This is a genomic window from Alteromonas sp. WD8-37 (genome assembly GCF_055326825.1).
The window spans coordinates 1,048,153-1,073,826 of record NZ_JBUZOV010000001.1; the positions used below are offsets into that span (position 1 = coordinate 1,048,153).

The following is a 25,674-nucleotide window of genomic DNA, read 5'->3' on the forward strand; positions in this document are numbered from 1 at the left end:
TATGGGATAAGTTTTGAGTGAAGTAATCCGTGTACTGTTGGTTGAAGATGATGAAGATGATTATTTTCTGACCGCAGACTATTTATCCCAGTGCAAAGAGCCCCGGTTTGATATTACCTGGGTTACCAACAGTGCTGAGGCTGTGGCCGCCTTTCGCTGTAAGCAGTTTGATATTTGCCTGCTCGATTATATTCTGGGCGCCGAAAACGCTGTCGATGTTCTGAATATCATCAAATCTAAGGGCATCAGTATTCCGGTGGTCATTCTTACCGGCCAGTCGGATGCCAAGGTTGATGAAGCGGTGATGCGTGCCGGGGCGGCCGATTATCTCAACAAAAGTGAGATTGAATCGCCCCGCTTCATGCGCACTATGCGCTATGCCATGGTACGTCGTGAAATCGAAAATGAGCGTATCGAGCGGCATAAAGTCGAACAGCAAAACAAGGCCAAAGACAAATTTTTAGCCCATCTGGGTCACGAGTTACGCACCCCGCTCACCTCCATCTTAGGCTATACCGAACTGCTGTTGGACGATGCGGCCAACGAACGGCTGCAGCAAGAATTGTCGATCATCCATACCAATGGTAAACATCTGCTCAGCCTGCTCAACGATTTGTTGGACATGTCACGGATCATGGCCAACAAGCTTGAGTTATCGCCCAAAGATATTAACTTGTCCGGCTTTATGACCGATGTGCATTCGTTGATGAATCTGGCCGCAAAAGACAAAGGCCTGCGTTTATCTATAAATTGCCAGACCCCGTTACCCGAAACCATCAAAGCCGATCCCACCCGTTTGCGCCAGGTATTGATTAACCTTATCAGTAACGCGGTGAAGTTCACCGATTCGGGCAATGTGGATGTGTCGCTGGAAGTGTTCCAGGCACCCACTCCCCGGGCCAAAGAAATGCTGCGCTTTCGGGTCAAAGACTCCGGTATTGGCATGCCACCGGATAAGCTGGATGATATTTTTCATCCATTCGAACAGATTGAGGATGTGATGCGGGCCAATCATGGCGGCGCTGGTTTGGGTTTGGCTATCTGCCGCGAGCTGGTGCACAAAATGGGCGGTGAGATCTCTGTCGATTCCACTTTCGGCAAAGGCAGTGTGTTTTCCTTTACCATGGACCCGGGTGATATCGGTGACGAGCCACGAGAGGAGCTCAACCTGGCCGTGCCCAGTTCTCGCACACCTGGTGCCATGAATCTTCATGTCTCGGGCCGCGTGCTGATTGTGGATGACTTGCGCGAATTACGCCGCCTTACCGGCCATTTAGTTAGCCAGTGCCACGCCCAGGTCGCCTATGCCGAAAACGGCGTTAAAGCATTGGAAGCGGTACTGTTGGCTGAGCAGGAAGGCAAGCCGTTTCATTTGGTACTGATGGACATCCACATGCCGGTGATGAATGGCATCGATGCGCTCAAAGCCATGCGTAAGCATAACTGCAAAACCGCAGTGGTGGCCATTACCGCGGCCAGCCGCAAGGGCTTGCGTCAGTCGCTAATGGACGAAGGATTTGATGATATTTTGGGTAAGCCTATCGAAAAAGGCGGTCTGATGCAGATTTTGGATAAATATCTGATTCGCACCAATTCGGTGGAAGCGGACCCGTATAGCCTGCCCAATGGGGTTAATGATAATCCTGAGACTCCGACTGAACAGGCAGAACCAGCCGCAGAGCCTGCTATTAAGTCAGACAGCTCGCCGCGTCAGCCGGCAGCAGCGACTGCCAAACATGTGCTGGTGATTGAAGATGATCATGATGCCGCTGATTTAATGGAGCTGTTACTGACCTATCAGGGCCATACTGTACAGGTGGCCAATACCGGTGATGCCGCGCTCACAGCCCTGGCCTCTCAGACATTTGATGTGGCGTTGTTAGACCTTACCCTACCTGACTATCACGGCTTTGATCTGGCTGACAAAATGCACGCCCAACATCCGGACTTGCAGGTGGTGGTGGTCAGTGGCCGAGAGCCTGAAGCCCAGGATCTGGCAAATCACAATATCCACCAGGCTTTGCTTAAGCCGGTCAGTAAAGACGATTTAACTGCCTTGCTAAGCGCCTGAACCACCTTTTTCTTTACTTTTGCACGCTCTGGCGGTGCCAGTCGCTGAGCGTGCTGAGTGCTGTATTTAAGTCAGAAGATGGATTCTGAACACCCACACCTTGCCTAATACTGAACGCTGGCACAAGATGGTTAATGGACACCCATGTGTCCGGTCATCCTGAAAAAAAGTCACATTATTTTTTCTGGACACTCACATCCCAGTGCACTTCCAACACTTTCTGCCAACACGAAAGAATTACATTGTCATGCAGTTTTTACCTTGGTCAACCATGTGTCATTTATAGAGTTTTTTATAACTTACTGTATTGAATAAATTTAATTTAGTGATAGTGACTGGTACGCGCTTTGCAATTTGCTTATGCATTCATAACTTAGCAAGGAGATGAATATGGCTACGCAAACTAAAGCACCGGCAGGAGCCGCTACTAAACCCGATACCACTAAACCTAACGGCGTCACGGAGTCCACACACCCTATGACAGATAAACTTCAGGAAACATTGCATTCTTCAGTAGATAAACTTGCTACTTCAGCAGGCCGCGCAGAAGAGAATCTGCGTACCACAGCCAATGACTCAGCGGAAAATATGGCGGCACGTAAACGCCTGGCAGAGAAAAAATGGCAGACCTCGGGTGTCCGTAAATATTGCGTAGAAAACCCGGTCGCTGCAGCAGGTATCGCCTTCGCTGCAGGCATGTTAGTAACGTCTCTGCTCCGCAAAAAATAATTGCGGTGGCAGCAGATGGTTGATTTTTCTACCGCATCATTCAGGCCCCATGGGCCTGTTTCACTAGGCCCAACCAGAGATTCTGGTTGGGTTCTGGCGTGTGTAACCGAGCCTTCCGCCTACGAAGACACCACCTTAAGTGACACCATTGATGCCTTGAAGGAAATGTTTTCTGCTAAGCGTACCCAGTGGACAGCACTGTCGGAAGTTGTTGCTGCAGAAACAGCGTTGGCGAAAAAATCACTGATCGTCACCTGCATAGGGCTGGGCGGCGCATTTGTTTTAAGCTGCATTTGTTGGGTTATTATCAATGCAGCATTGGGTGTAGCGATGGATCGCGCGGGCTTGCCACTGTTGGTGACCACTCTGATTTTGCTGGTACTAAACGGAGCGATTATCGCTGTTTGTGTTAAGGCAGTGTTGGAGGGGTATAAACGTATCACAGTAATGCCCATCTGGCGTGCGATTACCGGACAGGCCGGTGTCGACCGAGAACAGGACTCTTAAGCATGTTTTTATCTCACGAGAAAAAAAATGTGCATGATGCACATCTTAATTACACACGCACCCGTAATAATGCCGAGCATGCCACGCAATTGGCAAAACATCACACTCGATTGATGGTAGCCAAGCCTGCTGTCCTGATGAGTGTCTTTGCGGTGGGTGCATTCAAGGGTGCCACAACCAGTAACCCTAAATCGAAGCGTAAGCACGCATTGATTTCATTTTTACGGACGGCCTTTTTTCATTTTGTGACATAAGGATTTATTATGCCGGCACGGCGTTCCCCCCGCCCTATCCAGGCGTTACTCGCTACGTTAATTCTCACCGCAAGCCTTGGCGGTTGCTCCAGTTTTACCTCAACCGAAGCAACCCCATTCAAACCGGCCAAATCGGCCGATGCCTATGGTTATTCCAGTATGGAATTGGCAGATAGCCAGTACCGGGTCATGTTTAAAGCGACCGAAACCACCCCCGCGGATCGCGTTCAGGAATACACCTTGTTACGCGCAGCTCAACTAGCCAACGAACAGGGATATGACTGGGTGTCGATAGTCAAAACTGACATCGAGAGAAAAGTGAACAAGACCCAGCGAATTGTACGCGAAAGCAAAAACACCCTGCCGCCGGTGCTTAAGGAAGAACAATGCACCATGTCAGGCTGCAATGAAGTGGCCCAGCCCTTTGAGCCTAGTGATGCTGACTTACGCACTGAAGAAGCACGTGCCAAGGATGTCTATTATTCGATTGTGGTGCGCATGGGCGATAGTCAGGTCAGCACCGGGCAAAATGCGTTTAATGTTGCAGAGCTTTTGCAGCGCTTGCCAGAATCTCTGGAACTGTAGCGCGACGGCGTTGCAGTTGTTTCGCTTTTACATAAGGCTGGCAAATTCTTCCCAGCACCTTCTGACTGTTTCGATCCTGCTTCTGTACTTGCCTCACCTGCTTCGCTAATCGTTTGTTTTAATTAGGTTTAATTTTTAATATTCAGGTTTTTTTATGCATACCTTTGGAATAAAGTCTGCATTACCTCTGTCATAGATTGTGTTAATCGTAAATGGCCTTTTGTAAGGAGAACAATGTGAATCAAATTCCTCCTAACGCTGATAAAGTCGCTGACATCATCAAGGTGTTGAACAGTGGCATTGGGTTTTATCAGCGCGGTATCGCCCAGGTTCAGGGGGCGGCCACGCGCGCCATTTTTCATCGCATGCTGGAAGAAAAACAACAGGCTGTTAAAACTTTACAACCGCACGTGCAACAAGAGCACAGTGACCAAACAGACTGGACTGTCGGGCTACGAAAGATGTATACCGATCTGACCAAAAACCTTTCTGCTACTAACGACCCAGCTTTTACTGATCAATTACACACAGTTGAATATAAAATTCTGACATTGATTGATGATGCGCTGGATGAGCAACCCCCTCAGGCTTTTGCCTGTGAATTGCGTTGCATCCGTAGCCGCATGCAACAATGCCTGGATGAAATGCGCTCGCTACAACGTGCTCACGCCTGTTAGCTAGCCTGCTCGGCTAGCTACAGATGTATCTTGTTGGCATTTTCTACCCAGTCCAGATCCCGGGTTTGCTCGTCCAGCGTCCCGGTTGCCCCTTCTAAAAAGACCTGACAAAAATATTCTACAGCTTCATGCATTTCCCGATATTTAGTTAATTGCAACTCCATCTCCTCCAGTGCGTTGGCAAACTCATTGTTGGATTTCGACATTTCATAGTCACATTTTAGGTAAGCACACAAAATATCTGCGGCTTTGGCAAGGCGCACATGAATATCTTCTTTATCCTGTTGAATCAAGGGTTCATAGCGCTGTCTCAGCGGCTCTGGCAACGTTTGTAAGAGCATTCCCTCAAATCGATGCTCAAGCTTTTTGATGGCTGCAGTAGTAGCCGGATCGTGATACTTGACCGGGCTTGGTATATCACTCATACCCGCAATTTCACTGCCCTCATGAAAAATAGCCATGGCAGCCACCCGGTCAGGACTTACATCCTGCCCGTAAACATCGGCAGCAATCGCACCCAGCATGTGTGCGATGACCGACGCTTCATAAACATGGGTAGAGAGCATTTCTTCCTGAAACTGGGCCATCAGAGGCCACCTTTTGACATTGCGGGCCCGTTGCATCAGGCCGATAAACGCAGATTTGGCTTTCATCTCATTTCTCATAGCACGCGAAAGTGCTCAGTGTAGCAGTCACCTCATCAATCTTCAGCTAGCCTGAACAAATTTGAGAGTTTTCATGTAAAAAGTGCAGGAGCGCTTGTAAGAGTGATGAAAGAATTGTAAGAACCCCTAATCCTTTACAGTTTTTTCTTTAATTATCAGCACTTTGCGATTTGGCACAATTTGAGCATTAGTTACTTCGACTTTATGGAAACAAAACGAGGATAAATTCATGCTAGGTTGGGCTATTACATTTTTCATTATTGCCATTATTGCAGCAGTTTTTGGCTTCGGTGGCATTGCTGGCGCAGCAACAGGCATTGCCCAATTTTTGTTTTTTGTTTTTGTAGCGCTATTGGTGATCTCACTGATTGCTAATGCATTACGCGGCAAATCGCCGAAAGTATAAATAACCTGTAAGGAGCAAGGACTATGTTGTCGTACAAAAATCTGCTAAAAACCCTATTTATTGCAGGCTTTGCTATGTCTGTCGCCGCATGCGATGACGGCGGTGCCGAAAACGCGGGTGAAGAGCTGGATGAAACCATGTCAGAAGCCAGCGAGAAAATGGAAGACTCAATGGACGAAGCAGGCAACGCGGTTGAAGATGCCTGTGAAGACGTCAAAGAAGGAATGGATGCAGAAGATAAAGACTGCTAATAGCTTCCTTTAATCAAAAAGCCCGGCCCCGCGCCGGGCTTTTTTGATCTTATTGCCGTCACTGGACACCCACCAGCTATTACTGGGCCCACCTGCTATCACTGGACACCCACCAGCTATTACTGGACACACATCTGCTATTACTGGACACCCATCTGCTATCACTGGACACCCACCTGCTATCACTGGACACCCATCTGCTATCACTGGACACCCATCTGCTATCACTGGCCACCCACTTCGCGAGTAAAGTTTCAATCTAGTTCGCTGGTGCCTGGTCCGCTTCACTGGCATCGTCGCTGGAATCGGCTACCAACCAGTTAAGCAAGGCGGGCAGTAAGGTGACGTCGGTGACAAGTGCAAAAACCATAGCCGAGGCGGTAAGAAGGCCAAAATTCACGCTGGGCACAAAATCTGAAAATCCGAACAGTGAGAAGCCTACCGCAATGATGGTGGTGGTGACCATCAGCGCCAACCCGGTATGACCAAACGCAGATTCACTGGCCCGTGCGGCGGGCGAACTGCCTTTACCGGTTGTTCGGCCCCGCAAATAGGCGTGTAAGAAGTGGATGGTATCATCCACCGCAATGCCCATGGCAATGGCTGCAATGGTGATGGTCATAATATCTAACGGGATATTCAGCCAGCCAATCACACCCAAAATGCCCAGGGTGGTTAAGATGTTTGGCACCAATGCAATTAACGCCACCTTCAGCGAGCGAAAAATTGCCAGCAATACAAGTCCGAGCACAGCATACACAATCCCCAAGGTCGTGATCTGCGAATCAAACAAGCGGCTCAAAATATCCTGATACAGCACAAATAAATTGGTCAGCATGACGTCATCGGGTGCCACTCCCACTGTCTGCAGGTCCTGCCGTAGGTTTTTCATCAGCTCATCGCGCCGCAAACCTTCAGTGGTATCCTGAATGCGCACCGCAATGCGCAATTGTTCATTTTCAGCAGAAAAATACGAGCCTACTAGCTGGTCCACCACTTTTTCATCCAGCAACCGATAGATGGTGGTCAGCTCATACTCGGTTAACGGTTTATTGTCGTTAAGTTGCTTCGCCAGTTGCGTAAAATTGGCCACCGACGTCACACTGCCGGTTGCTTCAAAGGCATTTACCGCGGCCTGCACTAACTGCAGTTGATTGACCGCATTGGCGGTAAGCACCAGTTGGTCATTATCATTGACCTCAGCCACATCCAGAATGATATCTAACGGGGTAGACCCGCCAAATTGCTGGTCAATAAATGCCAGTTCCTGATACACCTGCGTGTCATTGGCAAAATAGTCGATAAAGGAATTTTCCACATTGAGCCGGCTGATGCCGGTAGCCAGCCCCACAAATACCAGGGCCATTACCACAATAACAGTCTTAGGCGCGCGCAAATTTAACCGGCGCAGCCCATCCAGTAATCGGGTGATAAAGGCATACTCGCCCGATTCACGCCGTGCAGGTAACAGCGCCAGCACTGCAGGAAACAACAGAAGGCTGACCACCATAGTGATGACCATGGCGCTAAGCATCATATAGCCAAAATCGACTACCGGCTGCAGGCCGCTAAAGATCAGTGAGCCAAATCCCACAGAGGTAGTAAGGGTGGCAAAAAAGCAAGGGCTGAGTTTTTCATCCAGGGTGGCGATGATGCGCTCATGCTGGCTAGAGTTTGGCGTTTCGCGGCTGTGCTGTCGATATGCGCCGATTAAATGGATCATGACCGCCAGAGTAAGAATTAGCTGCAAGGCAATAAAGTTAGCTGAGATCACTGTGGTACGCATGTCTAAAAAACCAAACAGTCCCATGGTCAGTGTCACACTTACTGCGCAGGCACCCAATGGAAATATTACCCAGCGGATAGTGCGATACAGTACCAGCAGCAGTACTGCAATTACCGCGGCAATGGCACTGCCAAAGATGCGTAAATCGGACTGAATAATATCAATCAGATGCTGACCCACCACATAAGAGCCGCCCAGGTAGGTGTTGGCCTGCTCGCTCACTGCACCAGCAATATCGTTGATGGCGGCAATCTCTTGTTCACGGGTTTGGGTTAACTGCTGGCGTATGGGATCAGCTTGTTGCTGGAGAGCCTCAAGCCGCTGCTCTTCTTCTGCGGTAAGCGGCCGCTTCAGTATCGTTTTCTGTAAATTCGTAATCTTGCGCTCTAATTCCGCCAGCTCAGGGTGTGCCTTAAACACAATTTGAATCGCGGTGGCGGTGGCTGCCTGATTCACCAGCAAATCAGTAAAAATAGGATGCCCCTTAACAAGGCTTTCCATCTGTTGAGGACTATAGCGCTGTTTCTGCCAGGTCAGCGCGCTCACATCCGTGTTACCGGTGAGCGCTTCGGCATCATTAATAAGCGGCACGGTTAATATTGAGGTGACACTGGCCACCCGCTCTATTTTTTTAAGCTCATCTGACAGAGCCGCGATATCAGCAAATGTCTGGTTACTGAACAATGGGTGGGCGGTGGGCTCATAGGCCAGCAAGATAAACTCATCCGGTGAAAAGGTCTGGTTCACCACCTGGTTCTGAATATACAGTTCGTTATTTTTAACCAGCAGCGTATCGGCCGACGCATCAATTTTAAACTGGCTAAGCTGCATGGCAAAAAAGACCAGCGCCAGTACGAAAACGCCGATGATTGGCCAGCGGCCGGCAACAATGATGCCGGCAAGTTTATGGCTGAGTGTCGCCCTGGCGGAATTGGAAGTACTCATCGCGGCGCTGTCCCTGAATATATTGGTTTCTAAAATAGATATACGGATCGTCGGCTTGTTGATGCAGGGTCTCGTAGGTCTCCGCCTGCTGCGAAAAATCGTCAAAGCCATCAAATGCCCGTAAATAATAGGATTCTGGCGCATCTACCAGTTGATTGATGGGATGGATAAAGCCTTCGGTGACCACTGAAAATGCGCCGCGGGTATCACCGGGTCCTAAGATGGGCAGCACCAGATACGGGCCGGCATCTACATCGTAATATTGCAGGGTATCTGCCAGCGTGCGCGGTTGCGGTTGGATCTCAAACCAGTGTAAGGCCGGGTCGAATAATCCAAACAAGCCCAGCGTCGAATTAATGATAAACCGCCCGGCATTGGCACCAGCCTGACGAAACTGGCCACTGGCCAGGTTATTAAGTAAATTCAGCGGCTCACGAATATTGGCAAAGACATTGCCAATTTTGTCTCTGGCCGCCGCAGGCACCACAAACCGATACCCATCGGCTGCTGGGATCAACACATAACTGTAGAGCGTATGATTAAATGAAAATATCGCCCGGTTAGCGCTTTCCCAGGGATCGTAGTAAGCCACCTGCCCGGTGACCGAATCCGCTTTGGCCTGAGTGGCAGGCATGGCCACCACGGTAGGCTCGACCTCTATGGTTCCCTGGCTAGTTTGTACACTGACTGATTTACCGGCACTGAGCTCAGACACCGCCTGCTTACCGGACTCTGCCTGGCTTGTTTGCACTGCAGCGGCTTGCGGGGGTTGGTCGGCGGTGCTGCTGCAGCCTGCCAACAACACAATAACAAACCAAAAACTGTATAACCAACGAGAAGAATTCACTATGCCAGGCCCTTTTTGAAAGTGGGTCACTTCACCCTACCACCGGTTCTGCCACGAACCACACCAACCTGGCTGTACTGCCAAGTGATTGAGATTATGAAATTAATTACGCAGTTTCGGGAAATTCGATCGTCCGGGAGAGAAATCTGCCAGTCATTACTGAAAATGTAATTAAATGATGACGAACATCAGCGCACAAATGACTGAATTGATTATGTGTCGATTGAATAAATAATAGTGCATGGATACATCCTGTGAGCAACGCGGCGGGCGCCGCGTTGCTATAATTTGTGCTTATTCGCCAACTCGTTTGGCGATCCAGTTTGTAGACGTTTCGGTACTTTGCAGATTGCCGGCAGCGCCAGACACATCGGCTTTTTCGTAACGTTCGAACCAGTTGAAAACCGGCTGACTTTGCAGGTATTTTTGAAAGCGATTGGCTGGTTGAGGTTGACGCTTTGGCTTTAGGAATTTCATATTACCCGTCCTTCATTACAAAGTGTGTACGTTAGATAAGTGCTCATACTTATCTTCCTTTAATGGTAACCATTCAAACATTACGCCAAGTTTACAAAACGACAAAAACTGCTCATAAGCCAGTAAAATCAACGGCTACAGAAAAAGTTGTAGGGAATTTTAAAATTAGACCGAAGACCCATATGCATAAGTCTTCCCATGGTCGGGAAATTTTTACATAACATCTTCATCGCACTGATCTGCGCAGATAAAAAAAGCGCCCGGGTGGGCGCTTTAATTGGTTGAACCACCAGCCATTACTGGGGATCATTCATGGCCACTTTGCTTTTCACATGCAGATTGTTCTCTACATTTTTCACATCTGAGGCATTTTGCGCAATTTCGACCGCCAGGTCGCGCTCGGCATCTGATTTTACTTCACCGGTCAGTGTCACATTGCCCTGTTCCACATCCACATCAATATCAAAACCGGAGATATCTGAGTCCATTAACAGACGGGTTTTAATGACCGTGGCAATTTTTGCATCCACCAATTCACTGGAGGTCGATTCGGCAGCGGACTCCATTTCGTTTTCCACTTCACTGTCGGCCATTTCGCTGTCGGTATCGCCATCAGATGAGGCCATCATATCGCCCTGCTCTTCCATGACCGTCAGATTATTTTCCACAGACATCACACCATCGATATTTTCCACCAGCTCTTCTGCCAGCTTTTTATCAACCGAGGTGTCCACTTTGCCGGTCAGGATGACTTTGCCATCTTTAACATCGGTATTAATATCAAATGAGTTAAGGTTACCGTTAAACAGCAAGGTCGCTTCTGCTTTGCCATCGATCCAGGCATCCTTAGCACCTTTTTCCCAATCGTTCTGGTTATTCATATCTGCAGCAACAGCACCTGTACTTAATGTACCTGCTACCAGTAAAGAAAGTATTGTACGTTTCATAGCTACATCTCCTTTTTAAAGACAAGGTATTCTAGCGAAGTTCATGCCAACACGTACTTCTAACAAGTTAGCTAAGTGCTTGAAAGCAGCCGCAAGATTTTTAGCTTGCCAGCCCTATGCTGCAAACGTGCAAGCTTTACCGGTTTCGACAGGAAAAATTTTCCTCTTAAAACAATCTTCCTGGCGTTTGCTTTTCATCAGGACAGTTTCTGAACTTAACGCGGGGGGCCGCGTAGAATTGTTACACCCACTGAAAATTACGCTTCTGTAATCTTCTTATTTGCCGTTGTAAAGAAGGATTGTACCTATGTTTGAGGCTTTGGCCGCTTTCAGCATATTTTTAGTATTTACCACAGTTGCCCCGCACCTACCCGGCAAACACTGGTTGATTCGCGTATGGGAATTTCCCCGGGTTCAGATTATTGTCCTCATGTTGCTCGCCCTGGCCGGATGGGCCGGATTAATATATCTGACTGGTATAAGTACACCGACCATAATGTTTATTGGCTTATTGACAGCCTGTATGGTCTACCAGGCTTTTTGGATTTTTCCCTACACCCTGCTTGGCGGCAAGGAAGTCAGCCGTATTGATAAGCCTTCGGATGCGCGCAGTATCAGCATTCTCAACACCAATGTGTATATGCACAACACCAATTATCAAGGCTTGATAGATCTTGTCGAGACACACCAGCCGGATATTGTGGTTACCCTGGAAAGCAATAAAGACTGGGAGCATGCACTAGAGCCGTTACACGATGCCTACCCGTACCGCGTTCCATGTGCGCTGGAAAACCTGTATGGCATGCATCTGTACAGTAAAAAACCGTTTAAACAGCAAGAGCTGCGTTATTTGGTAGAAGACGATGTGCCGTCGATAATCATTGAACTTGAGCTGGATGGCGAAACAATTCGGTTATACATGTTGCATCCCAAACCGCCCAGCCCCACAGAAAATGAAACCGCCGGGCCACGCGATGAAGAGCTAACTTTAGTCGGTCAGGAAATTGCCGAGCAAAACGTTCCTATCATTGTGGCCGGCGACCTTAATGACGTGGCCTGGTCCCCTACCACCCGCAAATTTAAAAAATTCAGCGGGGCGCGTGATCCACGGTGTGGCCGCGGCTTTTTTAATACCTTTCATGCCCAGCACAAACTGGTGCGCTGGCCGCTGGACCATGTTTTTCACACCGACCATTTTGATTTGGTAGATATTAAGCGCCTGCCAGGTTATGGCTCAGACCATTTCCCGTTGATGATCACCTTGCACTTAAGCCGCGAAGCTGTGCACTGTGAATCGTCTTCGGCACCACAAACCGACGAGAAAATTTTACCTGACAACTAACCTGTCAGGCTCTGGGCAGTACTCGCAGCCGCGCAGGCGGCCAGGCTCTGGCACAAGGCCACCAGCTGTTTGGTGTCGGCCACATCCGGCAACAGGGCATCATGAGCAGTGAGGGTTAAATGAATATCCTGTTCGGTGCTGGCACGCATAAATAGCACCGGCAATGCCTCGCCCCATTGTGCTTTAAGCAGCTTATACACATCGATAGAATGCATATCTGGTAAGGTTATATCCAGCAACACCACATCATACTGGCGTTGTTGTTGTAACTTGATAGCCACCCGGCCACTGGCAGCAAAATCGACCTGCCAGCCTAAGCCGGCCAGCACGGTGGTAATGGAACTGGCGGTTACCGGGTCATCTTCAACGACCAGCACCTCTAAGGGGGTTGCTTGCTGCATGTTGCGTTCCTATCAGCGGCGTGGGCGCTGGATTACGTTGATGGGTTGGTTATGGAGATCACGCGCGCTCCACCCTGTTTATCCTAAAAGGCTTCAAGCAACAAGCATGACTCAGGCCAGGCCATCTTAAATATTATGTAATGATTACGAATCAAACCACATTTGGGCTTAACTTGCACTGTTTTGCTGATTTTTCGCCGTTGTTTCAGCACCTTGCGTATGCACCCCGACAAACTGCCGAATCTGGCTCACCGCTCTGTCCCGACTCACATAGTGCGCCAGGGCCAGCAATCTGTCCTCTCGCGGCCACACCGCCTGTTCCAAAATGGTGCGGTCCTGCTCGTTGAGCGCCGCGGTCTGCAGCACCACCGCAATGGCTTTTTTATTCGGTTTAATCACAGTCGGTTCCACCGCGCTGATGAGTTCACGCGGCACACAAAAAAACTGCCGTGTGTAAGGGTCGCGCACCATCAATAGATGATCCTGACCGGCCAGCACAGCCGGCCACCCTTCAAACAGGCGGCTTTGTGCAAACATGGCCAGCGTAAATACCACCAGACAGCTTAAGGTAATCAAAATGAATGTCAGGCTCAGCGCAGGAGCAAAAATAACCAGTCCACTGACCACGGCGACAAATGCCAACCAGGCATAAAACACGCGCTGCATGGCTTTGGGGCTGATTCCGGAAAACACATTGGCTTCACGAATTTCGGATTTTGTAAGGGTAGTTAATGACAAATGAGACGTAGAAGCCAATACAGCTATTCCTTTATTGATGCATCCTGCAGGTAAAACCTGAGCTTAGCATGCATTTTACTGCACGTACTAAAGGCTTAGCAAAGGCTTTGATAAGTATAACATTGTACCTTATTCAAGTCGGTCGGGATCAGGTCAACTTATCGGTTACTTGTACAGCCGCCGGCCAGACGCCGGGGCTGCTTTACAATGGGTCCGCAACCCTTGTTCATGCGTATTAATAACACCAACTACAATTATCATTGCGTCGGGCCCACTTTAAAATTACTGCACTATCCTCATTGTAGAGGGACACCCACAATTGAAGGTAGTTATGACCACATTAACCATCGACCTTGTTTCTGATATCGCCTGCCCCTGGTGCGCCATTGGCTATGCCCGCCTGCAAGAAGCACTTAAGCAAGTGCCAGAGCTGGATATTGCGCTGACCTGGAGGGCATTTGAACTCAACCCGGACCCCAATGCCACGCCTGAGCCCATAGGCCCCGCGCTGGCCAAAAAATACGGCATGGATGAACAGCAGGTCGCCCAAACCCAGCAGCAGATGAAAGATGCCGCCAGTGCACTGGGGCTGGATTTTACCAACATGGCGTCACGCTACACCTGCAATACTTTTGATGCCCACCGGCTGGTCAAATGGGCTGGTGAATTTAATCAACAAACCGCCATGAAGCTGGCCTTGTTCGATGCCTACTTTGGCCGGGGCGAGTCAGTAGATAAACGCGACGTGTTGCTGCAATGCGTGGAAGATGCCGGGCTGAATCGCCAGCGCGCGGCTGCGATGCTGGACACCGATGACTATGCTGACGCTGTGCGCGACGAAGAGCACACCTGGCAGCAAGCAGGTGTTACCTCGGTACCGGCGTTTGTGGTTAATCAAAAATATCTCATCTCTGGTGCCCAGGAGCCGGATTATCTGGCCGGTGTGTTACAGCAAATTGCCGAGGATGAGCAGGATCATCAAGCCAAATAGGCAGCTGGAGCGTACCGGTATCTCAACCAGAAATTCTGTGGAGCAAATTGATGTCTACGTATACTGAAATTCGACTCACGCAACGCCCGGAAGATGGCAAGATTGGCCCTTATCTGTTTGATGTTAAAGAGCAGTCTGTGCCGGAGCCCAAAGACAACCAGATTCTGATCAAGCAAACCTACATGAGCCTTGACCCGGCCATGTTAGGCTGGATGACCGCTGATGAAGAAAGCTATATCGCTCCGGTGGAACTGGGCGATGTCATGCGCTCCAGCGGTGTGGGCACGGTGGTTGCCTCGCGCCATCCGGATTTTGCCGAAGGCGATAAGGTCATGGGCATGATGGGCTGGCGCGAATATGCCTTAAGCGATGGCAAAGGCATGACCAAGCTGCAAAAAGACATTGATGAAGAAACCGCGCTCTGTGTGTTTGGTCTGCCCGGCCTGACCGCCACCCAAGGGCTACTCAATATCGGTAAACCCAAAAAAGGCGAAACCCTGATTGTGACCGGTGCGGCTGGCTCGGTGGGTTCGATTGTTGGCCAGATTGCCAAGGCTGAAGGCTTACGAGTGATTGGTGTGGTGGGCTCGGATGAAAAAGCCCAGTGGATCACCGAAGACCTGGGTTTTGATGGAGCGATTAATTATCGCACCGACAACCTGGAGCAAAAGCTCGAAGAGCTTACGCCGGAGCGCATTGATGTATTTTTTGAAAATACCGGCGGCCCCATTCAGGATTTGATTGTGAACCGGATGAATGCCCATGCCCGTGTGGTGGTGTGTGGCCTGATTTCAGATTATCAGGCTGACGAGCCCGCCCCCGGCCCTAACTGGCTGCCCTTGATTAAAAAGCGGATCCGTGTGCAGGGCTTTGCCATGCCTGATCATCTGGATAACAGTGATGAGCTTATCAAACAACTGACGCCGTATGTGCAGCACGGTAAGATCCAATACCGTTCGCATATCATCGACGGACTCACCAGCGCGATGGACGGCCTGAACCTGTTGTTTGAAGGCAAAAACAAAGGCAAATTGATGGTCCGATTATAGGCCAGCTCCTCAGCCGTGCTCGCAATGCCGCACTGCCGGATTGTACACTGGCTGACGCCGATAAGGGGTGATCACATATCGCCCCTTACCTTCATGTTTGGCCTGGTACAACGCCTGGTCCGCCCGCTCAATCAACTGCCCTAAGTTTGCCTGCGCAGCATTCTGGCAATACACCGCGCCAACCGAGCAGCTCATGACCGGCTTTTTTGCATTAGGGGCATGCCGCAGCTGAGCTTGTTGCCAGCGCTCTAAAATTTCGGCACACAGAATGTCTAATTCAGCCTGCGTTAATCCGCTCACCGCTACCATAAACTCCTCACCGCCGTAGCGACCTAGAATATCACTGTCGCGTTTAAATACCTCCCGCAAAATCACCGCTTGATGCATGATGGCTTCATCGCCCTGCTGATGACCGAAATGATCGTTGTACCGTTTGAAGTCATCTAGATCCAACAACAGCACTGCTACGGGGCTTTGCTGACGGGCAGCTACCGCCAGCAGCGAACTGCTGGCATGCATCAAAGCGCGCCGGTTAAACAGCTCGGTCAACGCATCCTGGGTGCTCAGCCTGGCCAGCTCCTGATTACGGTTTTTCAGCAGTCGCAGGGTGTTATCTAAGCGAAATTTGGCATACACACAGATGAACAGCCCGCCGGCCACAAAGGAAGCGGAAATCGCACTGCGCTCACCATACACCATGGTGATTGCCATCAGGCCAATAAACCCGGCCAGCGCAATCAGGCTGCTGGCCAGCATCAGCCAGGCTGGCATGCGCAAAGCAAACGCGCAGTAAAAGGCGTATAAAATGGTACCTTCATAGGGAAAGGCGAAATCAAACTGTACCCAGCTTTGATAGATCAGCCAGTAGTTGGTAAAGACCAGCCACAGCAGCAGTGCGGCAAAGATCCAGTGTAAAACCCGGTCACAGGCGCGATAAAATGCTGCGCCCACAGTAAGCAGTACCACTGGCAGTTGCAGTGCCAGGCGGTTAGTCAGATACAGAGTGTGCATCGGGTCAGGCAGTAACATCAGGTCCGCTGCCATAAACACCAGAATGATAAACGGGCCGACCAACACAGCGATTCGAAGCCGCGTATGTTCTTGTTCAAATGCCTGATTCATCAAAATTTGATACCACATCCACCTCATAACTAAGTATAAGCTTAGAACGGGCTCACCCTGAATGACCAGCTTTGTTTAATTAAAACGCGTAAATTTAGCCTTTCGTCGCACTGGTTTATTAAATTCCCCTTTGATGTAATCCGGTCATTGGTTGGCAAATGTAGCAAGCTTGAGTCGGTGAGCAGTCCGGCGACTTTACCCTCCCACTTAAGGAAATGAGAATGGCAGAATCGTTTACATTTGATAATCAGCGCGGCCAGGGCGGCGAACTACATCAAACACCTAAAAATGGCGACCAGGTAATGACCACCGCCCAGGGCTGTCCGATTAGCAATGACCAAAGTTCACTTAAAGGCGGGCCACGAGGGCCTTCTCTGCTGGAAGACCATATTCTACGTGAAAAGATTTTTCATTTTGATCACGAGCGCATCCCAGAACGTGTCGTTCACGCTCGTGGCTATGGCGCGCATGGTTATTTTGAAACGTATGAATCGCTAAGTGATTTGACCTGCGCTGACTTATTTCAGCGCAAAGGGGAAAAAACGCCGGCCTTTGTCAGATTTTCAACTGTGGCGGGCAATCAGGGCTCGCCGGATCTGGCCCGGGATGTACGCGGTTTTGCGGTAAAACTTTATACCCAGGAAGGCAATTGGGACTTAGTGGGTAATAATATTCCGGTTTTCTTTATCCAGGATGCTTTCAAATTTCCTGATCTTATTCATTCCGCCAAACAAGAGCCAGATCGAGGCTTCCCTCAGGCACAAACCGCGCATGATAACTTCTGGGATTTTGTCAGCCTCTCGCCCGAAGCTATGCATATGGTGATGTGGGCCATGTCGGATCGCGCCATTCCTCGTTCTTTTCGCTTTATGGAAGGATTTGGCGTGCATACCTTTAAGTTCATAAACCAGGAAGGTACGGAAAAATATGTCAAATTTCACTGGAAGCCAAAACAAGGGCTACAGTCAGTGGTGTGGAATGAAGCATTAAAAATCAATGGTGCCGATCCAGATTTTCATCGCCGCGACTTGTGGGCTGCCATTAATGCCGGGGATTACCCGGAGTGGGAACTAGGGGTGCAAGTTTTTGATCAGGAATTTGCCGACAATTTTGAATTTGATGTGCTGGATGCCACCAAACTTATTCCTGAGGAGCAGGTGCCGGTACAAAAAATTGGCCGGCTGGTACTTGACCGCGTAGTTGACAATTTTTTTGCTGAAACCGAACAAGTCGCATTTTGCACGCAGAATATCGTGCCGGGTATCGATTTTACCAACGATCCCCTGTTGCAGGGCCGCAATTTTTCTTACCTGGACACCCAACTAAAACGCTTGGGGGGACCAAACTTTACCCATATTCCGGTCAATGCGCCCAAATGCCCCTTCCGGCATTTTCAACAAGATGGTCATATGGCCATGCACAATCCTAAAGGTCGGGTAAATTATGAACCAAACTCCTGGTCCAGAGATGAGCACAACCCACGGGCCTGCCCGGAGCGCGGCTTCAGTAGCAGCCCGGAACCGGTGAGCGGCGAAAAAACCCGCTATCGCTCAGAGACATTTGCCGACCACTATAGCCAGGCAATTCAGTTTTATCGCAGTCAGACAGAGGTGGAACAACAGCACATCCAAAATGCTCTCGTGTTTGAGTTGTCCAAAGTGCAACATGAGCCGATTCGCGAACGCATGGTGTCACATCTGCTCAATATTGATGAGCAACTGGCTAAAAGCGTTGCAGATGGGCTGGGCTTTAAAGAAATGCTAGCAGCTGCAGAAGCAGCCATGGCCCCACGTACCGATTTACCAGTCTCAGATGCGCTAAGTATTTTGAAAAATGCCCCCTCTTCGTTTAAAGGGCGCAAGCTTGGGATCCTCGCTTCCGATAACATGGATGAAGCCTTGTACGAGCAACTGACCAGTGCTTTAGAAGCTTGTGGTGCTATGTTTGAAGTTGTCGCCCCGACGGTGCACGGCGTAGTCACAGATAAAGGCACCCATGTCCGTGCTCAGCAGGTTATAGATGGTGGCCCGTCCGTATTGTACGACGCTGTGGCTGTACTGGTCAGTAAAGATGGTGCTGAACATCTTGCCTCCCGTGCACCCGCCAGAGATTTTGTAACTGATGCTTTTGCCCATCAAAAATTTATTGGGTTTACGGAAGCCGCTAAGCCGCTTTTTGAAGAAGTAAACCTTGTACAAAAAATGGATGATGGCTGTATCGATCTTAAGCAGCACTCTGCGGACGACTTTATCGAAACCCTCGCCGGGCTTCGGTTCTGGTCACGTAACCCGTAGATACTGCGTCCGGCTGCAGGCGCTCAGCGCCTGCAGCCGGGATATTTTATACAGTCACCCCAAGCTCACACTTCCCTGCTCTACTAATTCCAATCATCTCACCAGTTAATGCCAAACACGTGTTCACACGTAGTAGGTGTTAGATGCGCCCGAGCTGATGCATCGGTTAAACGACTACCGACAAGCGCAGCGGTGTCCAAATCATAGGAGTTCCGTCTAAATGACAGGTTATTTTTTACAGGCATTTATCTACCTGGCGGCGGCGGTCATCGCTGTACCTATTGCCAAGCGCTGCGGTCTGGGATCGGTGCTGGGCTATTTGTTAGCAGGTGTAGCCATTGGCCCGCTATTTGGGCTGGTGGGCGATGAAACAGAAACCATCAAACACTTTGCCGAATTTGGTGTGGTGATGATGTTGTTTCTGGTTGGCCTGGAGCTGGAGCCGAAGACTCTGTGGGCTATGAAAACCCGCCTGATGGGCCTGGGCGGGCTACAGGTTGGCTTAACCATCGCCGCCACCACACTGATTGCTTTGTGGCTTGATTTTAGCTGGCAGCTTTCGGTGGCCATTGGCTTTATTTTAGCCTTGTCCTCCACCGCCATTGTATTGCAAACCCTGCAAGAAAAAGGCTTACAGCAAAATGAAGGGGGCCGGGGCGCATTTTCGGTGTTGTTGTTTCAGGATATCGCGGTGATCCCGATGCTGGCTGTGATCCCACTATTGGCCGCCCCGGAGCTGGTGGCACAATCAGCTGGAGCCAGCGAGGCGCAGGGTCATGGCGCAGCCCAGGGGTTTGTAGCCGGCCTGCCAGGGTGGGCCTATGGGCTAACGGTGATTGGTGCAATTGCGCTGGTTGTTGTAGGCGGGCATTATCTGAGCCGCCCGTTGTTTCGGTTTGTGGCCGCTTCAGGCATTCGGGAAATATTTACTGCTACCGCATTAATGCTGGTCATCGGCATTGCGGCGCTGATGAGTATTGTCGGCTTGTCGCCAGCGCTAGGAACTTTCTTAGCCGGCGTGGTACTGGCCAACAGTGAGTTTCGCCATGAACTGCATTCCAATGTCGACCCGTTCAAAGGCCTGCTGTTAGGCTTATTTTTTATAACAGTTGGCGCTGGTATCAATGTATCTGTACTGAATGAGTACATGGTGATTGTGCTGTCTTTGACAGTGGCGGTGATTGTGGTTAAAGCCATTATTATCTTTGCTATTGCCCGACTATTTTCCATTCAGGGGAGTGATCGCTGGCTATTGACCCTCAGCCTGGCGCAAGCCGGTGAATTTGGTTTTGTGCTAATATCCTACGCCACCCAGAATAATGTGCTGCCGGAGCCGGTGGCCCAGGTACTGTTGCTGGTTGTGGCGCTATCTATGTTTTTAACTCCGGGTCTGTTTATCTTGTTTGATAAGCTGATTTGGCCGGCCTATGTTAAAAAAACCAACCGTCGCCAGCCGGACACGGTCAACAAGAAAGCCCCGGTAGTGATTGCTGGGATTGGCCGCTTTGGTCAGATTGTGAATCGCTTACTGGTAGCCAGCAAGGTGCCCACCGTAGTGTTGGACGTTCGTTCAGAGCAAGTAGAAGCAATGCGCCGCATCAACACCGAAGCCTATTTTGGCGATGCCTCCAAACCAGATATTCTGGCCACGGCCGGTGTCGAACAAGCCTGCATGATGATTGTGGCGATCGATAATCGCCAACAAGCGATAGACATGGTCAAGTATGTACGCAAACAATTTCCCGATGTGTATGTGCTGGCACGAGCTTTTGATCGTGGCCATGGCTACCGACTGCGTCACGCCGGGGCGCACTATACGGTGACGGAAACCTACCACTCAGCGCTTCAGCTAAGTGCAGGGGCACTGACCCGTTATGGGTATGACGAAGACCAGGTAGCACGGCATATAAGCCTGTACGAAAAAACTGAAGCCCAGCAGTCAGATAAGCTGTATGAAGCCTGGTTAGATGACACGTCTGGAGTGCGAGTGGACAATAATTATCTAAAATTATTTATGCAGCTTGAAACATTGTTTAACGAGGCCATCAACAAGCAAACATCGGACGATACCCGGCAGTCTGCCGACCGCGATAATGAGACCTGACATACCGGGTGAGTGTTTCTGGCTTATCAAAAGTACACCGCCCTATGCGCTGAGCAAGGGCGGTGCAACACTTTCCTAGTCTACCAGAATGCGCAGCATGCGCCGCAATGGCTCGGCTGCACCCCACAAGAGCTGATCACCCACCGTAAAGGCGCTGATGTATTCCGGGCCCATGGCTAACTGACGAATGCGGCCAATGGGGATCTGGAGCGAGCCGGTCACCGCCGCCGGAGTCAGCGCTTCCATAGACGCCGCTTTGTCATTGGGGATGACTTTCACCCACTCATTGTGCGCTGCCAGCTTCTCTTCAATCTCGGCAATCGACACAGCTTGCTTTAATTTGATGGTCAGCGCCTGGCTATGACAACGCATGGCCCCTACCCTGACACACAAGCCATCAATCACCACCGGCTGCTGTTGGCGGGCCAGAATTTTATTGGCTTCGGCCTGAGCTTTGTACTCCTCACGGCTTTGGCCGCTGGGCAGCTGGCTATCGATATACGGGATCAGGCTGCCGGCCAGGGGCACACCAAACTCATCGGCGCGGTTTTGATTTGAGCGGATATAATCAGCCACCGCCCGGTCGATATCTAAAATAGCTGAGGCCGGATCGGCCAGCTGATCTTCGACCTGCTGATAGATGCCACCCATTTGTTGGATAAGCTCTCGCATATGGCGGGCACCGGCACCTGAGGCTGCCTGGTAGGTCATCGGCGTTACCCACTCCACCAGGTCTTCGGCAAACAAGCCGCCCAGCGCCAGTAGCATCAAAGACACAGTGCAATTGCCGCCGACAAAGGTTTTATCGCCGTTGGCCAGCGCCTGGTCGATTTGGTCGCGATTAACCGGGTCTAACACGATCACCGCGTCATCCTGCATGCGCAGCACCGAGGCCGCATCAATCCAGTAGCCCTGCCAGCCATTGCTGCGCAAACGCTTGTATACCTCATGGGTGTAATCGCCGCCCTGACAGGTAATGATAATCTCCTGGCTGGCCAGCGCCTCCAGATCAAAGGCGTCCTGTAAAGCCGCGGGCGCATCCTCACTGACCTGCGGGCCTGGCTGGCCGGCCTGGGAGGTAGTAAAAAAAGTAGGGCTGATCAGCGCAAAATCACCTTCCTGCTGCATGCGGTCCATTAATACAGAACCCACCATACCCCGCCAGCCGACGAGCCCAACTTTTGTTTTTGCCATAATCAATACCTTCCAAACGAAATAAACAAGGCCGGCTAAGTAGCCGGCAAAATGGATTGTGCTGTAGCAGCGAGTCTATAAAGAATCCGGCAAAATTGCTATGCCAGATTCGCTATGGTGCTGAAGCCTGCCGGGTGGCCAGATAGTCATCCAGCGCAGCAACTTCGGCGGCCGAAAATAGCAGGCCCAGTTTGGTCCGCCGCCACAAAATATCGGCACTGGTCTGGGCCAATTCGTACTCTAGCAAATAATCCACCTCGGCCTGCGGCAGCGTTTGCCCAAACCAGCGCCCCAGCTGGGAGCGATGCTGGCTGCCATCTAAAAATTGCAGACACAGGCTGCCGTACTGGCGCACATAGCGCTGCCGGGTGCAGCTGGGCAGCCACACAAAGCGCTCCTGCAGATAATCATCAAACCAGGGCTGGCTTTTGATATCCGCACCCGGCAATAAGGTGGTGGCAGTCCAGGGGCCACCCAGCGGCTGCAAGTACTGGCATAATTTATCCACGGCCTGTTCAGCCAGTTTGCGATAGGTGGTAATTTTACCGCCAAATACATTTAGTGCGATGGCCTTGCCGGCAGTGAGCTGGCAATCCAGAGTGTAGTCCCGCGGTACGGCCTGCGCCGGCGTATCATCACCATGCTCATCGGCAAAAAGCGGGCGTACGCCGCTGTAGGTATGAACCACATCAGCGGTGGTCAGCTGGCGGGTAAAATATTGATTCACGACTTCTAACAGATAATCAATTTCGTGAGGGCTAATTTTGACATCCTGGGGCCGCCCCTGGTATTCCTCATCGGTGGTGCCAATTAGGGTAAAATGCTGTTCATACGGGATGGCAAATACAATACGTTTGTCGCTGTGTTGCAATATATAGGCTTCCTGGCCAGGATGTAGCTTGGGCACCACAATGTGGCTGCCCTTAACCAGTCGCAGAGTAACGGGTTTGGACGGCAACCCCAGGGCCTGATTGATGTGCCCGGCCCATGGCCCCGCGGCATTGACCACCGCCCGGCAACGCACCTCAAAAGCCGGCCCGTCGGCTGGGGTTAGAGTGGCTGTCCAGGTGTTATCGTCGTTAGCACGAATGGCGCTGCAGCTGGTGCGTACATGAATCTGCGCGCCCAGTTGTTTGGCGCCGATAGCGTTGAGAACCACCAGCCGGGCATCATCCACCCAGCCGTCCGAATATTCGTAACACACCTTGTACTGAGGTTGCAGCGGGCTGTCGGGAGGATTGCGCAGCCGTGATGAACGTGGTGAGACCTGCCGGGGCGCCAGAAAATCGTATAAAAACAACCCGGCCCGGATCATCCAGCCTGGCCGCATGTAACGGTTATGCGGCAGCCGAAAACGCAGGGGCCACATAATATGCGGGGCTTTTTTCAACAACAGCTCGCGTTCGCGCAAGGCTTTTTTGACCAGCGCATACTGGTGGGTTTCCAGATAGCGCAGGCCACCGTGCACCAGTTTGCTACTGGCCGAGGAGGTGCCGCTGGCCAAATCGTGCTGTTCACACAGGGTAACACTCAAGCCGCGGCCAGCAGCGTCCAGCGCAATACCAGCGCCATTTACGCCACCGCCGACCACCAGCACGTCGACCGGCTTTCCTGGATCATCAGGGTTGGAACTGTGTTGCGACATGGTTATGGGCCCCTTCAGACAAAACACCCTTGTTAATCAGCATACCATCGCTGCGCAGGATTGCATGGGCCGGAGGTCTAACATTGTGAATTAATTGTGAATCAGGCACACTTTGCTCTATTCGCTTTAAGGGAGTTACACCGTTGACCCGCCACATTATCGCCATCGACCAGGGGACCACCAGCACCCGCTGTATCGTATTTAGTGAGCATGGCCAGCTACTGGCCATGGCGCAACAAGAGCTGACCCAGCATTATCCTAAAGACGGCTGGATTGAGCACGACGCAGAGGAAATCTGGCAGTCGGTGCTAACCACTTTCAATCAGGTATTAAAAAAAGCCAATTTGCAGGCCAAAGATATTGCCTCGGTGGGGATCACCAATCAGCGTGAAACCACCCTGGTGTGGAACCGCCACACCGGCGAGCCGGTACATCGGGCCATCGTGTGGCAGGACCGGCGCACAGCGGCCAAATGCCGCGAGCTGGCAGAAGATGCTGACCATCGGGAGTATGTCAGCGACAACACCGGGCTATTGCTGGACCCGTATTTTTCGGCCACTAAGCTGCAATGGATTTTAGATAATGTAGACGGTGCCCGGGAGAGCGCCGAGCAGGGCGAACTGCTATTTGGCACCATGGATACCTTTCTTATCTGGCGCCTGACCAGTGGCCAGGCCCACAAAACTGATGCCACCAATGCTTCGCGCACTATGCTATTTAACATTCACAAGCAATGCTGGGATGACACCCTGCTTGAACTGTTTGACGTGCCTGCCGCCATGCTGCCTGAGGTAGAAGATTGCGCCGCAGATTTTGGCCAGATTGATGAAGCGCATTTTGGCTACCCTATTCCCATTCAAGGGGTTGCCGGCGATCAGCAAGCCGCCCTCATCGGCCAGGCCTGTTTTGACAAGGGCATGGCCAAAAGCACTTACGGCACCGGTTGCTTTATTATTCTGAATACCGGTGACACACCGTTACAATCTAAAAACCGCTTGCTGACCACAGTGGGCTATCGCATCAACGGCAAAGTGACCTATGCCCTGGAAGGCAGTATCTTTATGGCCGGGGCTACCGTGCAGTGGCTGCGCGATGGCTTACACCTGATTGATAATGCTGCCCAGTCTGAAATGCTGGCAGAACGGGCGCGCAAGGACAACGGCGTGTTTTTGGTTCCAGCCTTTACCGGCCTGGGCGCCCCATACTGGGACCCGGATGCCCGTGGGGCTATTTTGGGCCTGACCCGGGATACCGGCATCAGCGAAATCGTGGCCGCCGGATTGCAGTCAGTGTGCTACCAAACCAAAGATTTGCAAAAAGCCATGGAAAAAGACGGGGCCCGTCCCAGTGAGCTGCGGGTAGACGGTGGTATGGCCAGCAATGACTGGGTGATGGGCTTTTTAGCCGACATCCTGGGCGCCGAAGTCCAGCGCCCCACTATCACTGAAACCACCGCAGTGGGCGCGGCCTTTTTAGCCGGCCTGCAGGCGGGGATTTATGATGATTTGCAGGCATTATCGCAATGCTGGCAATGCGAGAAAGTGTTTACCCCGCGGCTGTCCAAAGCCGAGCGCGATACCGCGTATGCCGGCTGGCAGGAAGCGGTGCAGCGCATCCGCTGTGGCTAATCCGGTCCTTATGTAAGGT

24 protein-coding genes are annotated in these 25,674 nt (G+C 51.0%); 14 read left to right on the forward strand and 10 right to left on the reverse strand.

Translation table 11 applies throughout. From position 1 onward, the window contains the following. Positions 1-13: 13 nt before the first annotated feature. From ACTUJZ_RS04640 to ACTUJZ_RS04665, 6 genes are all read left to right on the forward strand, one after another. A complete protein-coding gene (locus tag ACTUJZ_RS04640; protein WP_463635081.1) occupies positions 14-2,071 on the forward strand; it encodes a response regulator in 2,058 nt (685 codons plus the stop codon). A gap of 390 nt (positions 2,072-2,461) precedes the next feature. After that, on the forward strand, positions 2,462-2,800 hold the full coding sequence (locus tag ACTUJZ_RS04645; RefSeq protein ID WP_463635082.1) for a DUF883 domain-containing protein: 339 nt from the start codon (positions 2,462-2,464) through the stop codon (positions 2,798-2,800). Positions 2,801-2,815: 15 nt separating this feature from the next. Continuing rightward, on the forward strand, positions 2,816-3,307 hold the full coding sequence (locus ACTUJZ_RS04650) for a hypothetical protein (RefSeq protein WP_463635083.1): 492 nt from the start codon (positions 2,816-2,818) through the stop codon (positions 3,305-3,307). Between the two features lie 2 nt (positions 3,308-3,309). Then, the gene (locus tag ACTUJZ_RS04655; RefSeq protein WP_463635084.1) at positions 3,310-3,561 is read left to right on the forward strand and encodes a hypothetical protein; all 252 of its coding nucleotides are present in this window, start codon (positions 3,310-3,312) and stop codon (positions 3,559-3,561) included. Between the two features lie 9 nt (positions 3,562-3,570). Then, on the forward strand, positions 3,571-4,146 hold the full coding sequence (locus ACTUJZ_RS04660; protein WP_463635085.1) for a CC0125/CC1285 family lipoprotein: 576 nt from the start codon (positions 3,571-3,573) through the stop codon (positions 4,144-4,146). Positions 4,147-4,382: 236 nt separating this feature from the next. Continuing rightward, positions 4,383-4,823, forward strand: coding sequence for a DUF2383 domain-containing protein (locus ACTUJZ_RS04665; RefSeq protein ID WP_463635086.1), 441 nt, complete (start codon positions 4,383-4,385; stop codon positions 4,821-4,823). Between the two features lie 17 nt (positions 4,824-4,840). Here the strand turns inward: ACTUJZ_RS04665 and yfbR are convergent, their stop codons facing one another. Next, positions 4,841-5,488, reverse strand: coding sequence for a 5'-deoxynucleotidase (yfbR, locus tag ACTUJZ_RS04670; RefSeq protein ID WP_463635087.1), 648 nt, complete (start codon positions 5,486-5,488; stop codon positions 4,841-4,843). 229 nt (positions 5,489-5,717) lie between these two features. Here yfbR and ACTUJZ_RS04675 point away from each other — a divergent pair, with 229 nt between their 5' ends. After that, positions 5,718-5,894 carry a DUF1328 domain-containing protein gene (locus ACTUJZ_RS04675; protein ID WP_018982048.1) on the forward strand — a complete coding sequence of 59 codons (177 nt, stop codon included), beginning with the start codon at positions 5,718-5,720 and terminating at the stop codon, positions 5,892-5,894. Between the two features lie 23 nt (positions 5,895-5,917). After that, on the forward strand, positions 5,918-6,145 hold the full coding sequence (locus ACTUJZ_RS04680) for a hypothetical protein (protein WP_463635088.1): 228 nt from the start codon (positions 5,918-5,920) through the stop codon (positions 6,143-6,145). A 259-nt stretch (positions 6,146-6,404) separates the two neighbouring features. On the opposite strand, the gene ACTUJZ_RS04685 is transcribed toward ACTUJZ_RS04680, so the two are convergent. From ACTUJZ_RS04685 to ACTUJZ_RS04700, 4 genes are all read right to left on the reverse strand, one after another. Next, the gene (locus tag ACTUJZ_RS04685; protein WP_463635089.1) at positions 6,405-8,876 is read right to left on the reverse strand and encodes an efflux RND transporter permease subunit; all 2,472 of its coding nucleotides are present in this window, start codon (positions 8,874-8,876) and stop codon (positions 6,405-6,407) included. Further along, a complete protein-coding gene (locus ACTUJZ_RS04690) occupies positions 8,836-9,723 on the reverse strand; it encodes an MlaA family lipoprotein (protein ID WP_463635090.1) in 888 nt (295 codons plus the stop codon). The genes ACTUJZ_RS04685 and ACTUJZ_RS04690 overlap by 41 nt, the downstream gene beginning before the upstream one ends. Positions 9,724-10,017: 294 nt before the next feature. Continuing rightward, the gene (locus ACTUJZ_RS04695; RefSeq protein ID WP_463635091.1) at positions 10,018-10,200 is read right to left on the reverse strand and encodes a hypothetical protein; all 183 of its coding nucleotides are present in this window, start codon (positions 10,198-10,200) and stop codon (positions 10,018-10,020) included. Between the two features lie 296 nt (positions 10,201-10,496). Continuing rightward, positions 10,497-11,147, reverse strand: a complete 651-nt coding sequence (locus ACTUJZ_RS04700) for a BON domain-containing protein (RefSeq protein WP_463635092.1) — start codon at positions 11,145-11,147, stop codon at positions 10,497-10,499. A 523-nt stretch (positions 11,148-11,670) separates the two neighbouring features. Between ACTUJZ_RS04700 and ACTUJZ_RS04705 the strand changes: the two genes are divergently transcribed. Continuing rightward, positions 11,671-12,489 carry an endonuclease/exonuclease/phosphatase family protein gene (locus ACTUJZ_RS04705; protein WP_463635093.1) on the forward strand — a complete coding sequence of 273 codons (819 nt, stop codon included), beginning with the start codon at positions 11,671-11,673 and terminating at the stop codon, positions 12,487-12,489. Here the strand turns inward: ACTUJZ_RS04705 and ACTUJZ_RS04710 are convergent. Together ACTUJZ_RS04710 and ACTUJZ_RS04715 are read right to left on the reverse strand one after the other, a co-directional pair. Continuing rightward, positions 12,486-12,890: a response regulator transcription factor gene (locus ACTUJZ_RS04710; RefSeq protein WP_463635094.1), complete on the reverse strand. Its 405-nt coding sequence runs from the start codon at positions 12,888-12,890 to the stop codon at positions 12,486-12,488. The two genes, ACTUJZ_RS04705 and ACTUJZ_RS04710, sit on opposite strands and share 4 nt — an antisense overlap. Positions 12,891-13,058: 168 nt before the next feature. Next, complete coding sequence (locus tag ACTUJZ_RS04715) at positions 13,059-13,646, reverse strand: hypothetical protein (protein WP_463635095.1); 588 nt, start codon at positions 13,644-13,646, stop codon at positions 13,059-13,061. 313 nt (positions 13,647-13,959) lie between these two features. On the opposite strand from ACTUJZ_RS04715, the gene ACTUJZ_RS04720 reads away from it, so the two are divergent. Together ACTUJZ_RS04720 and ACTUJZ_RS04725 are read left to right on the forward strand one after the other, a co-directional pair. Continuing rightward, a complete protein-coding gene (locus ACTUJZ_RS04720; protein ID WP_463635096.1) occupies positions 13,960-14,619 on the forward strand; it encodes a DsbA family oxidoreductase in 660 nt (219 codons plus the stop codon). A gap of 50 nt (positions 14,620-14,669) precedes the next feature. Further along, positions 14,670-15,668: an NADP-dependent oxidoreductase gene (locus tag ACTUJZ_RS04725; RefSeq protein ID WP_463635097.1), complete on the forward strand. Its 999-nt coding sequence runs from the start codon at positions 14,670-14,672 to the stop codon at positions 15,666-15,668. 9 nt (positions 15,669-15,677) lie between these two features. On the opposite strand, the gene ACTUJZ_RS04730 is transcribed toward ACTUJZ_RS04725, so the two are convergent. Continuing rightward, on the reverse strand, positions 15,678-16,808 hold the full coding sequence (locus ACTUJZ_RS04730) for a GGDEF domain-containing protein (protein WP_463635098.1): 1,131 nt from the start codon (positions 16,806-16,808) through the stop codon (positions 15,678-15,680). Positions 16,809-17,011: 203 nt separating this feature from the next. Here ACTUJZ_RS04730 and ACTUJZ_RS04735 point away from each other — a divergent pair, with 203 nt between their 5' ends. Both ACTUJZ_RS04735 and ACTUJZ_RS04740 read left to right on the forward strand, forming a co-directional pair. Next, entirely contained in the window at positions 17,012-19,084 is a 2,073-nt protein-coding gene (locus ACTUJZ_RS04735; protein ID WP_463635099.1) for a catalase, read from the forward strand. 220 nt (positions 19,085-19,304) lie between these two features. Continuing rightward, positions 19,305-21,188, forward strand: a complete 1,884-nt coding sequence (locus ACTUJZ_RS04740) for a monovalent cation:proton antiporter-2 (CPA2) family protein (RefSeq protein ID WP_463635100.1) — start codon at positions 19,305-19,307, stop codon at positions 21,186-21,188. Positions 21,189-21,263: 75 nt separating this feature from the next. On the opposite strand, the gene asd is transcribed toward ACTUJZ_RS04740, so the two are convergent. Both asd and glpD read right to left on the reverse strand, forming a co-directional pair. Then, the gene (gene asd / locus ACTUJZ_RS04745) at positions 21,264-22,382 is read right to left on the reverse strand and encodes an aspartate-semialdehyde dehydrogenase (RefSeq protein ID WP_463635101.1); all 1,119 of its coding nucleotides are present in this window, start codon (positions 22,380-22,382) and stop codon (positions 21,264-21,266) included. Positions 22,383-22,494: 112 nt separating this feature from the next. Further along, positions 22,495-24,027 carry a glycerol-3-phosphate dehydrogenase gene (gene glpD / locus ACTUJZ_RS04750; protein WP_463635102.1) on the reverse strand — a complete coding sequence of 511 codons (1,533 nt, stop codon included), beginning with the start codon at positions 24,025-24,027 and terminating at the stop codon, positions 22,495-22,497. 143 nt (positions 24,028-24,170) lie between these two features. Here glpD and glpK point away from each other — a divergent pair, with 143 nt between their 5' ends. Further along, positions 24,171-25,655, forward strand: a complete 1,485-nt coding sequence (gene glpK / locus ACTUJZ_RS04755) for a glycerol kinase GlpK (RefSeq protein ID WP_463635103.1) — start codon at positions 24,171-24,173, stop codon at positions 25,653-25,655. The last annotated feature ends 19 nt before the right edge of the window (positions 25,656-25,674 follow it).